9 protein-coding genes are annotated in these 12,325 nt (G+C 59.3%); 4 read left to right on the top strand and 5 right to left on the bottom strand.

The annotated features are described in order from the left end of the window. Positions 1-18: 18 nt before the first annotated feature. The 5 genes from HPDFL43_RS00640 to HPDFL43_RS00620 all read right to left on the bottom strand — a co-directional run bounded on the left by HPDFL43_RS00640 (position 19) and on the right by HPDFL43_RS00620 (position 6,750). On the bottom strand, positions 19-2,487 hold the full coding sequence (locus tag HPDFL43_RS00640) for a beta-mannosidase (protein ID WP_007199613.1): 2,469 nt from the start codon (positions 2,485-2,487) through the stop codon (positions 19-21). A 67-nt stretch (positions 2,488-2,554) separates the two neighbouring features. Further along, complete coding sequence (locus HPDFL43_RS00635; RefSeq protein WP_007199612.1) at positions 2,555-3,640, bottom strand: ABC transporter ATP-binding protein; 1,086 nt, start codon at positions 3,638-3,640, stop codon at positions 2,555-2,557. A gap of 3 nt (positions 3,641-3,643) precedes the next feature. Then, complete coding sequence (locus tag HPDFL43_RS00630; protein ID WP_007199611.1) at positions 3,644-4,558, bottom strand: carbohydrate ABC transporter permease; 915 nt, start codon at positions 4,556-4,558, stop codon at positions 3,644-3,646. Beyond that, positions 4,551-5,444: a carbohydrate ABC transporter permease gene (locus HPDFL43_RS00625; protein ID WP_052093245.1), complete on the bottom strand. Its 894-nt coding sequence runs from the start codon at positions 5,442-5,444 to the stop codon at positions 4,551-4,553. The genes HPDFL43_RS00630 and HPDFL43_RS00625 overlap by 8 nt, the downstream gene beginning before the upstream one ends. Before the next feature lie 76 nt (positions 5,445-5,520). Next, the gene (locus HPDFL43_RS00620) at positions 5,521-6,750 is read right to left on the bottom strand and encodes an ABC transporter substrate-binding protein (RefSeq protein WP_007199609.1); all 1,230 of its coding nucleotides are present in this window, start codon (positions 6,748-6,750) and stop codon (positions 5,521-5,523) included. 254 nt (positions 6,751-7,004) lie between these two features. Between HPDFL43_RS00620 and HPDFL43_RS00615 the strand changes: the two genes are divergently transcribed. The 4 genes from HPDFL43_RS00615 to HPDFL43_RS00600 all read left to right on the top strand — a co-directional run bounded on the left by HPDFL43_RS00615 (position 7,005) and on the right by HPDFL43_RS00600 (position 12,322). Beyond that, a complete protein-coding gene (locus HPDFL43_RS00615) occupies positions 7,005-8,030 on the top strand; it encodes a LacI family DNA-binding transcriptional regulator (protein ID WP_007199608.1) in 1,026 nt (341 codons plus the stop codon). Between the two features lie 61 nt (positions 8,031-8,091). Beyond that, a complete protein-coding gene (locus HPDFL43_RS00610; protein WP_007199607.1) occupies positions 8,092-8,418 on the top strand; it encodes an ArsR/SmtB family transcription factor in 327 nt (108 codons plus the stop codon). Positions 8,419-8,738: 320 nt separating this feature from the next. Then, positions 8,739-11,579 carry a molybdopterin oxidoreductase family protein gene (locus tag HPDFL43_RS00605; RefSeq protein WP_040449448.1) on the top strand — a complete coding sequence of 947 codons (2,841 nt, stop codon included), beginning with the start codon at positions 8,739-8,741 and terminating at the stop codon, positions 11,577-11,579. Further along, the gene (locus HPDFL43_RS00600) at positions 11,576-12,322 is read left to right on the top strand and encodes a 4Fe-4S dicluster domain-containing protein (RefSeq protein ID WP_007199605.1); all 747 of its coding nucleotides are present in this window, start codon (positions 11,576-11,578) and stop codon (positions 12,320-12,322) included. The genes HPDFL43_RS00605 and HPDFL43_RS00600 overlap by 4 nt, the downstream gene beginning before the upstream one ends. Positions 12,323-12,325 lie beyond the last annotated feature (3 nt).

Here is a 12,325-nt window from a genome sequence, read left to right as displayed (position 1 = left end):
GTCTGTTGTTAGGTTGTCCTAATCCGCCGACTGGCTGGAATAGAGATCGTGAAGGCGGAACGCCGGTGGCTGGTCCGATGAAACCGGCGTGCCGGGTGTGAATATGATCCGGCGGCTTTCACCGCGCGCCAGATCGAAGGCGTTGTCGGAGTAACGGCCCGGCATTTCGCTCTCGATCATGATGAAAAGCGCCAGTCCCGATGCGGTGACCGTCAGTTCGAAAGTACCGTCGGGCAAAGCCGAGATTTCAGTCTCGATGCCGGATGGGAACAGTTCGAGTGATTTGTAGGCCCCGTTGATAAAATGCCCTTCGCCCTTCATTCCGTTGGATGCAACAAAGCTCCAGGCGAGCAATCCGCCGGCGGGGATTTCCAGGCTGTCGAGATGCAGCAAGACCTCCGCACGATCAGGCGGGCAATCGCCCTGCACAGTCTTGATTGGCACGCGATCACCCGCTGTCGAGAGCGCGAAAAGGTTCACGTCGATTGTCACGGTTTCGGCCGTATCATTGACCATCGAAAGAATGATGTTCGTTGCGTCTTCGGACGGGATGGCCGCGACCGCCACGGGCTGGAAAAAGCGCCGCGCCATATAATGCAACGCCTTCCAGCTGCCGCCATAGTCGAGGCTTGACCAGGATGCGACCGGCCAGGTGTCGTTGAGCTGCCAAAAGAGCGTGCCCATGCAATGGGGCTTGAGCGAGCGCCAGTGGTCGACCGCTGTCCCGATCGCCAGCCCCTGCTGGATCTGGCTGAGATAGACGAAACTGGCAAAATCCTTGGGAAAGCGGAAATAGCGGAACATGGTGCCGGCAATGCGCTCATTGCCGCCGGCATTCTTCTGGTGCAGCTCGATCACCGGCGAGGAAATGTTCATGTCCGCCTTGCCGGCAAAGCTCTCGATCACCGGCAGGGAAGTGTAGGACTGGAAGCCGAACTCGGAGCAGAAGCGCGGCTTCACCGCGCGGTAATTGTCGAAGCTCTTGTTCTCGTGCCACACCGACCAGTAATGCATGTCACCCGAACCGTCGGCATGCCAGGCATCGCCATAATCAAGATAACCAGAGGCCGGGCTGGAGGGCCACCAGATCGCCTGTGGGCTTGCCTTCCTGACACCCTGCTCAATCTCCCGGTTCAACCGGTCATAGGCCACGAGATAGCGGTCGCGATTGTTGACCGATTCCTCGAACCAGGTCAGAGCCCCGACCAGCTCGTTGTCGCCGCACCAGAGCACGATCGAAGCGTGGGAGGCGAGCCTGCGGACCTGGTAATCGACTTCGGCGGCGACATTTTCCAGAAACTCGTCGGTGCAGGGGTAGAGGTTGCAGGCGAACATGAAATCCTGCCAGACCATCAGACCAAGCCGGTCACAAAGATCATAGAACCAGTCCGCCTCGTAGAACCCGCCGCCCCAGACGCGGATCATGTTCATGTTCGCAGCAACCGCGGAGGTCAGAAGATCCTCGGTTTTTTCAGGCGAGGTCCGGGAGAACAGCGCATCCGCGGGGATCCAGTTGGCGCCACGACAGAAGATCTCCCGGCCATTGAGCTTGAGCGCGAAGCGGCTGCCCGTCTCGTCCTTGTCGGTGATGAGCTCGACGGTGCGCAAGCCGATCTGCCGGGTGACGCTTTCACCCGCGATCTCGACTTTCAGCGTGTAAAGCGCCTGCTCGCCAGATCCGGACGGCCACCAGAGCCTCGGTTGTTCGATCTCGAACACATGGGTGACCCGCGTCTCGCCGGCCCGGGTCCCTATATCGAGACGAATGCGTTCGCCATCGAGATCCAAGTGCATTTGTATGGCGGCTGGATCGGCGGAATAGACGGTGACTGTGACCTTGAGGTCGACCAGTCCATCCCCATGATGGGTCTGCTCGGTTTCGACATGTTCGATGCGCGCGGGATCGAGACGCCGCAGCGCAATTGTCCCGTAAAGTCCAAGCGGGCCGATGGCAATGTTCCAGTCCCAACCGAAATGGCACTGCGGCTTGCGCAACATGTTGCCATTGGGCAGCGGCGAGTTCCCCTTGTGATAGGGGACATAGAATGGTTGCCGCGCCTGCCGGTCGGCGCCCGCGCTCAGACTCGAATGAAAGATGATGCGGATCGTGTTTTCGCCTTGCCGCAACGCGTGAATGACATCGGGCCTGAAGCGACGGAAGCAGTTGTCGGCGGAAAGCACCGGCACATCATTGACGAAAACGACGGCGACCGTATCGAGATGGTCAATGTCGAGATACCAGCTGCCGGAGGGATCGGGCAGCATGAACGTCCGTTCCACCACCCAGTCGCGCTCGACGACCCATTGAACCAGTTCTTCGTTGCGGCCGAAATAGGGATCGGGGATCACACCGGCATGTTCCAATGCCGAGTGCACATCGCCTGGCAGGGTGATCACCGCGCGATGTTCACCGTCGGCAGAATGGAGGCTCCATTCTCCCGCGAGATCAACGCCCATCGCGGCTTCATACTCGTACATTGTGTTCATCTCGCAAGATCATGTGACGCGCCGAAGACCCCGGATGAAAACCGGGGCTTCGAGCTGAGAAACTCTATCAGATCCGCAGCTCTGAGGTTGCGTCGAACAGAGAGGCGACGGACATATCGAAGCCAAGTCGAACCGATCCGCCATGACTGTAGCGCCCGGTTGCAGCAGTCCGCACCGACAAGGTCTGCCCCGCATATTTCAACCAGAGAAGATTGTCCGATCCCATCGGCTCTTCGATATCGAAGACCGCCTCGTGGGTTTCCCCACCATTCGCGTCCTCATCAACACGAATGTGCTCGGGTCTAACACCAAGGACAACCTTGCGGCCAGGCTCGAGTGCTGTCTCGGTCTCATAGCCGCGAAGCGAAAAGGTTACTCCGTTGGACAGGAACACGGTCTCTCCTGACTGCTCCGCCAGTTCGCCGTGAAGGAAGTTCATCGATGGCGAGCCCATGAAGCCGGCAACATAGAGATTGACCGGGCGATTGTAGATCTCGTGCGGACCGGCGAGCTGCTGAATGATGCCGTTGCGCATGATCGCGATCCGATCGGCCAGCGTCAGCGCCTCGATCTGGTCATGGGTGACGTAAATCATGGTGTTCTTGAGGCGTTGATGCAGCCGCTTGATCTCGACGCGCAACTCGGCGCGCAGCTTGGCATCGAGGTTGGACAGCGGCTCGTCGAACAGGAACACATCCACATCACGGACCAGTGCCCGGCCGATGGCGACGCGCTGCCGTTGACCACCTGAGAGCTGCGCCGGTTTGCGCTGAAGCAAAGGCTCGATCTGCAGGATCTCGGCGGCACGGGCGATACGCTTGGCGATCTCGTCCTTCGGCATCCTCGCATTTTTCAGGCCGAATGCCAGATTGCCTTCAACCGACATCTGCGGATAGAGCGCATAGGATTGGAACACCATACCGATGCCGCGGTCCTTGGGTTCCTCCCAGGTGACATTCTTGCCTTTGATGAAGATCTGGCCTTCGGAGGCGTCCAAAAGGCCGGCGATGCAATTGAGCAGGGTGGACTTGCCGCATCCCGAAGGTCCGAGGAGAACCAGGAACTCACCTTCATCGATGTCGATGTTGAGGTTCTTGAGAACTTTGACCGAGCCGAAGTTCAGGCACAGGTCCTTGATAGCAACACTTGTCATGGATCAGCCTTTCACCGCGCCGGCGGCTATGCCGCGGACAAACAGTTTGCCGGATATGAAGTAGACGGTTAGCGGCACCAGGCCGGTGAGAATTGTGGCGGCCATGTTGACGTTGTACTCCTTCACGCCCTGCACAGAATTCACGATGTTGTTGAGCTGAACCGTCATCGGGTAGATGTCGGGCTTGGTGTAGACCACGCCGAAAAGGAAATCGTTCCAGATTCCTGTGACCTGAAGGATGATGGCAACCACGAAGATCGGCAGGCTCATCGGCAGCATGATCTTGAAGAAGATGCCCCAGAAACCGGCACCGTCGACGCGCGCCGCCTTGAACAGCTCTTCAGGCAGCGAGGTGAAATAATTGCGGAACAGCAGCGTCAGAATCGGCATGCCGAAGATGGTGTGCACCACCACCAGGCCCCAGAGCGTGCCATAGATACCCATCTCCCTGAGCAGGATGACAATCGGATAAAGCATCACCTGGTAGGGAATGAAGGCTCCGAAAATCAGGATGGTGAAGAACACATCCGCGCCCTTGAAACGCCAGTTGGCGAGCGCATAGCCGTTCACGGAGGCTATGGCGATCGAGACAATCACCGACGGCACCGTGATTTGCACGGAGTTCCAGAAGCCACGCGACAGCCCATCACAATTGAGCCCGGTGCAAGCTTCCGACCAGGCCTTGACCCACGGTTCGAATGTGATTTCCACCGGCGGCGCGAAGATATTCCCAAGCCGGATTTCGGGCATGCCTTTCAGGGAGGTGACAACCATGATGTACAAAGGCAGCAGATAGTACATCGCCACCATGATCAGCGTGCCATAGAGAAAGATATTGCGACGCGAGAGCGTCTTGCGGGGCTTTCGCCCGCTTGGGCCGGGTTCAAGAACCGGCGAAACTGCAACAGCATCAACCATGCTTCTTGCCTCCGAACTCGAGATAGGCCCAGGGAATCAGAACGATGAGAACGGTCAGCAGCATCATGGTCGATGCGGCAAATCCCTGACCAAGGTTTTGCGCCTGGAACATGTAGTCATAGACATATTTGGCCGGCACTTCGGAGGCATTGCCAGGCCCACCGGAGGTTTGGGCAACGACCAGATCGTAGAGCTTGACGATGCCAGAGGCGATGATCACAAGCGTGGTGATGAACACCGGCCGCATCATGGGAATGATGATAAAGAGGTAGGTCTTCCACATCGGAATGCCGTCGACCCGCGCGGCCTTCCAGATATCTTCGTCAATGCCGCGCAGGCCCGCGAGCATGAGACACATGATAAAGCCGGTGCCTTGCCACAGCCCGGCGATCAGCAGGCCGAACATGACGATATCGGGATTGTAGAGCGGATCGAAGGTGAAGCTCTCCCAGCCCCAGCCGCGGACAATGGCCTGGACGCCAAATTGCGGATTGAGAAGCCACTGCCAGACAAGGCCGGTGACAATGAAGGAAAGGGCGAAGGGATAGAGCAGGATCGTTCGAAACGTGTCCTCAAATCGGATCTTCTGATCGAGCAGCGCGGCCAGACAAAATCCGATCACCAGTGAAAAGATCAAAGAGAACACGCCATAGAGCATCAGATTCTCGATCGAGATCACCCAACGGCTGGTCGACCAGAGACGCTCGTACTGATCAAAGCCGACAAATTTCTCGCGTGGCAGCAGCTTCGAGTTGGTGAATGAATAGAACACCGTCCAGAGCGTCCCGCCGACGAAGACGACAAGAGCGGTGAATATCATCGGCAATGCCGCGATCTTGCTGCTGAGATTGCGGAACAACTGCGTCGGACGCTGAACCTGCGACATGAAAATTGCCTCCCCCAAAGTCATTCGGGATTGCCCAGGCGATCAGGCCTGGGCAATCCGTGATCAGATGAGAGGCTCAGCTGCCGCTTTTGAGGTTGTTAACCCACTGGGCGTGCGCATCTTCCGGCGCCATGTCGGTCTTCCAGAACTCGACCATCAGGTCTTCATTCTGCTTGACGATATCCGGCGACCAGACCATGTCACCGGTCGGCACCAGATTGCCACTGGCAAGGATCTCGAGACCCTTTTTCATGCAGTCATTGGCCGCAGCAAGATCGACATCTCCGCGGATCGGGAGCGATCCTTTTTTCAGGTTGAAGGCCACCTGGACTTGCTTGGAGACCATCATAGCGGCGAGTTCCTTCTGTGCCTTCTCGATTTCCGGATCGTCGATCTTCGGGAAGTAGAAGGCATCGCCACCAGTCGAGAGATACGCGTTCACGCCGAGGCCCGGCAGGCAGGTGTAATCCTGGCCGGCAACCTTGCCAGCAACAGCGAATTCGCCCTGGGCCCAGTCGCCCATGATCTGACCGCCAGCCTGATCGGTGATGACGAGGTTTGTCGCCTGGTTCCAGTCCTGAACGGTCGATTTTGCTGCGAGCTTGCGCGCGTTGGCAGCCGCCTCGAAAACCTTTGCATATTCCGGCCCGGCGGCGACATCCATGTTCTTGTCGACGTTGACGGCCTTCCACGTATCAAGACCTGCGACAGCAATCTGCATCGCGCCGAAGGCGAGGTTGGACTGCCAGGGCTGGTTGCCGAGCGCCAACGGTATCTTGCCGGCAGCTTCAAGCGCGGGGGCGGCGGCGACGAACTCGCCCCAGTTGGTGGGCACCGGCACGCCTGCTTCCTCAAACGCCTTGTTGGACAGCCACAGCCACTCCGGCGAGTGGATGTTGACGGGCGCGCAGTAAATGCGGCCATCCACCGTGCAGGAGTCGAGAAGGGACTGCGGGAAGATCACATCTTTCCACCCCTCGGCTTCGGCCACATCGGTCAGGTCCAGCATCAGGCCAGCCTCGACCAGTTCCAGCGCCTGCTGGCCGTGGTTGAACTGCGTTGCAGCCATCGGATCACCGCCGGTGATGCGGCTGATCATGATCGGGCGTGCGGTGCCGCCGCCACCGGCGATGGCGCCGTCGACCCATTTGTTGCCCGTGGCATCAAACGCCTTGGCGAATTCGGCAACGGCCGCGGCTTCACCGCCGGACGTCCACCAATGCGTGACTTCAAGTTCTGTGGCCTGAGCCGAAGCAGTCAGCGCCAGCACCGAAGCACCAGCAAGAATTGTATTGTAAATATCCATCACTTTCCCTCCCAGGATTGTTCCTCCACCCGGGCTTCGCCTGCTTGGCGCAACGCTCCGGGAACCATTGTTCTTACAAAAACCAGACTGGATCCTCACAACAGCCAGACCGGCATTTGCAATCGATTACATTTTGCTGACATGTTGCGCTGCAATCGATTACATGAAGGTTGACCGCGATGGGTTTTGGAGTCAAGTGGTAATTCCCTCGGCGCGATCAGCGTCACACGGAATGATAAGGACTTGAACGCCACATGCAGAAGCGGGCGCCGAGAATCACCGATGTCGCAAAGCTTGCAGGTGTCTCGACCGCAACCGTGAGCCGCGCGCTCAGCAAGCCCGATACAGTAGCTGAATCAACACGCAACGCGGTTCTCGCGGCGGCGCAGGAAAGCGGCTACCGGGTCAATCTTTCTGCCCGCAATCTGAGGCGGCAGCGGACAGGGGCCATAGTCGTGATGGTGCCTGATCTGGGCAATCCGTTTTTCTCCCGGATCCTGTCAGGCATTGAGGAAGGGTTGTCGAAGTCCGATCTCAACATGTTGGTGGTCGACACACGGCAGGCGCATCTGAAGCCACAACTGCTCTTGAACTATCTGCATGCCACCCGTGCTGACGGTATTATCGCACTTGACGGCTCACTGCCCGACACCGTTCTCTCCGCAACACTGTCAGGCCCCGACGCCCCGCCGATCATCTTCGCTTGCGAATGGACGCCAGCCGACCGCTTTCCCTCTGTCCGGGTCAACAACGAGCGCGGCGCGCGGCTAGCGATCGCGCATCTGACCGATCTCGGCCACCGGTCTATCGGAATGATCAGCGGCCCCCGGGACAATGTCCTGACCGGGACGCGCAGCCAGGGAGTTGCTGCCGAGATGGCAGCACGCAATCTTGCGCTTGATCCTGCGCATGTGTTTGACGGTGATTTTTCCATTGAGGCCGGCGCCAAAGCGGCTGCCGCATGGCTGGGCCTGCCCAACCGGCCCAGCGCCATGTTCTGCCAGTCAGACCAGATGGCGTTCGGCTTCATCTCGGAGTTGACCCGCCTTGGCATCTCGACGCCGGAGGACGTTTCCGTCGTCGGATTCGATGACATCGATATTGCACGACGGTTCATCCCTGCCCTGACAACAGTCCATCAGCCGCGCACGGCGCTGGGACTTGCCGCTGCGGAAATCATCATCCGCCATATCGGGGCACCTGATGACCGCAGCTCCAAACCCAACATCCTGGATGTGGAGCTGATCGCGCGGGACAGCACCCGCAGGGTTATCGATTGAAAATACGTCCAAAATCATTTATATAAGAGTTTATTAATGTTTGCGAAAGGAACACGGATCAATGCCGGACGCCCTTGATATGCTCGAAATGGAGCCGCGCATGAACGAAGCGGCAAAGCTGATGGAGATGCTGTCACAACCGGTTCGCTTGCGCATTCTTTGCATTTTGCTCGATGGCGAGCAGAGTGTTTTGAAGCTTGCGGACATGGCCGGCCTTTCGCAACCGGCGATGTCGCATCATCTGCGTAAACTGCGTGACGCTGACCTGGTCAACACGAGGCGCGATGCACAAACCATCTACTACTCGCTCAAGGGCCAGGAAGTCTCGGCAGTGCTCGATGTGTTGCACGGGCTTTATTGCAGGCCCCGCGTCGCTGACGCTGATTGATCACATCCGGAAGTCAGATCGGCCGAGATCGGACCGGTGACGTCAGGTCAGGCGCACCCTGTATTCCTTCATGTGTGTCATTGTTCACGGAGATAAGCCAAGAGCGCCATGTGCTCACCCCTCTCCTTTCAGTAGCCATTGGCTGGCTTCAAACTGGCCTTAGAAGATGTCGAACTGGCGCTAGCTCCCAGCCTTGACATTTGTGGGGCCGCGGGGTCCGTTTGCAGAGGGTCACGGCTTTGTCTGCCGGATCGCCAGCAATGGCACACAAAGGCCGTGGCACAACCGTCAAGACGGGCGTCGCGGAGGCGGGGGAGCGCATGAACCATATCAGCCGGGCGGAGGATGCCGGCGACGGCAAAACCGAGATTCGCAAGACCACATGCTACATGTGCGCCTGCCGCTGCGGGATCAACGTCCACATGAAGGGCGAGAAGGTTCACTACATCGAGGGCAACCGGGACCACCCGATCAACAAGGGCGTGCTTTGCGCCAAGGGATCGGCCGGGATCATGCAACACTACTCTCCGGCACGGCTGAAAAAGCCGCTGTTGCGCACCGGAAAGCGCGGCGAGGGCAAATTCAAGGAAATCGAATGGGACGAGGCGCTGGGTCTGGCCACACAATGGCTTGGGAAGGTGCGCAGCACTGATCCGCGCAAGCTCGCCTTCTTCACCGGGCGTGACCAGAGCCAGTCGATGACCGGCTGGTGGGCGCAGCAATACGGGACTCCCAACTACGCTGCGCATGGCGGTTTCTGCTCGGTCAACATGGCTGCGGCCGGCATCTACACCATGGGCGGCGCGTTCTGGGAGTTCGGCGCGCCGGACTGGGAGCGCACCGAGCTGTTCATGATTTTCGGCGTTGCCGAAGACCATGATTCCAACCCGATCAAGATGGGACTGGGGCGTCTCAAGGCGCGCGGCGTCAAGGTCATTGGCGTCAATCCAGTTCGCACCGGCTACAACGCGATTGCCGATGAATGGCTCGGGATCACGCCGGGCACCGACGGTTTGCTGATCCTGGCCCTGGTGCATGAGCTGATGCGCACCGGGCAGATCGATGTCGACTACCTAATCCGCTACACCAATGCGCCCTGGCTGGTAATTGACGACCCCGATGCTTCCGACCACGGATTGTTTGCCCGTGACGAGCAGGGCGTGGCGCTGGTGGCTGATCGCAAGACCGGGGCGATCGTCACCTCCTCTGAAGCTGGCATAAAGCCGGCGATGAAGGGCCAGTTCACGTTGCCTGACGGTCGCAAGGCAACGCCGGTGTTCGAGTTGCTGGCGAAAGCCTATCTCGATCCGAAATATGCGCCTGCAGCCGTTGCGGAGCAGACAGGGATCGACGCTGACACCGTCACCCGGATTGCCAGCGAAATCGCCGATGCCGCGTTCAAGCGCGAAATTGTTATCGAGCGCCCGTGGACCGACATGAAGGGTGAGCGCCATGAGCGGATGATCGGCCGCCCGGTGGCGTTTCACGCCATGCGCGGGATCTCCGCTCATTCCAACGGCTTTCAGACCTGCAGGGCGCTTCATCTCCTGCAGATCCTGCTTGGCTCCGTCGATTGTCCCGGTGGTTTTCGTTTCAAGCCACCCTATCCGAGGCCGGTCGCCGGTCAGCCCCGGCCCCATGGCGGCGCCTGTGCTGACGCGGCGCTGGCAGGGCCGCATCTGGGCTATCCGCGGGGGCCGGAAGATCTGCTGCTCGAAGCCGATGGCGAGACTGCACAGCGCATCGACAAGGCGTTTTCCTGGGATGCGCCACTGTCGGCGCACGGGTTGATGCACATGGTAATCTCGAATGCCCATGCGCGCGATCCCTATGGCATAGACGTCCTGTTTCTCTACATGGCCAACATGGCCTGGAACTCGTCGATGAACACCACATCGGTGATGGACATGCTTACCGACACCGATGAGAATGGCGATTACGTGATCCCCAAGATCATCTATTCGGACGCCTATTCCTCAGAAATGGTGGCTTTCGCCGATCTGATTCTGCCTGACACCACCTATCTCGAGCGCCACGACTGCATCTCGCTGCTCGACCGTCCGATCAGTGAACCTGAAGCGCTGTGCGATTCGATCCGTTGGCCGGTTGTCGAGCCCGACCGCGACGTGCGCGGGTTTCAAAGCGTGCTGCTCGATCTTGGCGCGCGGCTGAAACTGCCCGGCATGGTCAATGAGGCGGGCGAAGCGATCTACAAGGACTACGCCGACTACATCGTCAATCACCAACGCAAGCCGGGGGTCGGACCCTTATCCGGATGGCGGGGTGAGAATGGCGACAAGACCGGACGTGGCGAACCCAATCCGGACCAGCTCAAACGCTACATCGAGAATGGCGGGTTTTCGATGGTGCATGTGCCGGAAGAGGCGCAATTCTTCAAGCACGCCAACCGGGCCTGGAGCGACTGGGCGATCGCAAACGGACTGCAGGACGGGCCGGTCGAAAACATCTTCCAGCTCTATCTCGAGCCGTTGCGCAAGTTTCAGCTGGCCGCCGAAGGCAAGATCAAGCCGTCGCCGCCCGAACATCATCGCGCACGAATCCAGCGCTGCTTTGATCCGTTGCCCTGCTGGTATCCGCCGTTCTACGAGGACGGGCTTGAGCCAGATGCCTATCCGCTACATGCGATCACCCAACGCCCTGCTGCGATGTACCATTCCTGGGGATCCCAGAATGCCTGGCTCAGGCAGATCCATGGCGAGAACGCGCTCTATGTGCCCGGCGATGTCTGTGACAGGGAGAAGCTAACCGATGGTGACTGGGCCCTGGTCAATTCACCATCCGGCGAAATCCGGGTTCAGGTGCGGCGCATGGATGCGGTCAACGGTTCGACGCTGTGGACCTGGAACGCAATCGGCAAACGTGCAGGCGCCTGGGCGCTCGGCAAGGATGCGCCGGAGACCACCCGAGGGTTTCTGCTCAACCATCTGATCGATGAGTTGCTGCCGCCAAAGGGTGACGGCCGTCGCTGGGCCAATTCCGATCCAATCACCGGCCAGGCCGCCTGGTTTGATTTGCGGGTTTCAATCCGCCGCGATCCGGATCAGTCGGGCATTCACAGCCAACCGTCACATGGTGCGCAAGGAAGCCCGGTTGGGTCTGGTCCCGGCCAGGTGGCCTTCGGGCGGGAGACTGCCGAATGACCACGCTTCCGCAGACAACCGAAAAACGCCTTGGACTGGTGATCGATCTCGACACCTGCGTCGGCTGCCATGCCTGCGCGGTCAATTGCAAGGAATGGAACACCGGCGCGGGTGCTTCACCGCTTGGTGATGTCGATGCCTATGGCGCGGATCCATCCGGGGCCTGGCTCAACCGGATCCATACATTCGAAGTCACACCTGCAGACGCGCCGGCGCAGATCGTTCATTTCCCCAAATCCTGCCTGCATTGCGATGATGCACCTTGCGTGACCGTCTGCCCGACGGGCGCCAGCCACAAGCGGTCCGAAGATGGCATTGTGCTGGTCACCGAAGACATGTGCATCGGCTGCGGTCTGTGCGCCTGGGCCTGTCCCTACGGCGCGCGCGAGATGGATCCGGTCGAAAACGTGATGAAGAAATGCACATTGTGCGTGGACCGGATCTACAGCGACACCTTGGCCGAGGAAGACAGAATTCCTGCCTGCGTGCGGACCTGCCCTTCCAACGCGCGGCATTTCGGGGATTTCAACGATCCCCAGTCGGACGTGTCCTTGCTGGTCGTGGAGCGCGGCGGCGTTGAACTGATGCCGGAGATGGGCACGAGCCCGGTCAACAGATATCTGCCGCCACGACCCAAGACACGCTCGCAAACTGCACCTTTGGCGGCAGTCGCCGCAGATTTGCCGAAAGCTGAAGGCGGCTTTCTTGGCTGGCTTGATGCCGCACTCGAGAAACTCGGATAATCC

Origin of the sequence: Hoeflea phototrophica DFL-43 (assembly GCF_000154705.2) — a bacterium.
Classification (GTDB): domain Bacteria; phylum Pseudomonadota; class Alphaproteobacteria; order Rhizobiales; family Rhizobiaceae; genus Hoeflea; species Hoeflea phototrophica.
Note: the sequence above shows the minus strand (reverse complement) of the source record. Positions and strands in the feature narration are given on the sequence as shown.

Coding starts and splice junctions, on each gene's coding strand:
- HPDFL43_RS00640 (WP_007199613.1), bottom strand. CDS start 2,487: ATGAACACAATGTACGAGTATGAAGCCGCGATGGGCGTTGATCTCGCG.
- HPDFL43_RS00635 (WP_007199612.1), bottom strand. CDS start 3,640: ATGACAAGTGTTGCTATCAAGGACCTGTGCCTGAACTTCGGCTCGGTC.
- HPDFL43_RS00630 (WP_007199611.1), bottom strand. CDS start 4,558: ATGGTTGATGCTGTTGCAGTTTCGCCGGTTCTTGAACCCGGCCCAAGC.
- HPDFL43_RS00625 (WP_052093245.1), bottom strand. CDS start 5,444: ATGTCGCAGGTTCAGCGTCCGACGCAGTTGTTCCGCAATCTCAGCAGC.
- HPDFL43_RS00620 (WP_007199609.1), bottom strand. CDS start 6,750: ATGGATATTTACAATACAATTCTTGCTGGTGCTTCGGTGCTGGCGCTG.
- HPDFL43_RS00615 (WP_007199608.1), top strand. CDS start 7,005: ATGCAGAAGCGGGCGCCGAGAATCACCGATGTCGCAAAGCTTGCAGGT.
- HPDFL43_RS00610 (WP_007199607.1), top strand. CDS start 8,092: ATGCCGGACGCCCTTGATATGCTCGAAATGGAGCCGCGCATGAACGAA.
- HPDFL43_RS00605 (WP_040449448.1), top strand. CDS start 8,739: ATGAACCATATCAGCCGGGCGGAGGATGCCGGCGACGGCAAAACCGAG.
- HPDFL43_RS00600 (WP_007199605.1), top strand. CDS start 11,576: ATGACCACGCTTCCGCAGACAACCGAAAAACGCCTTGGACTGGTGATC.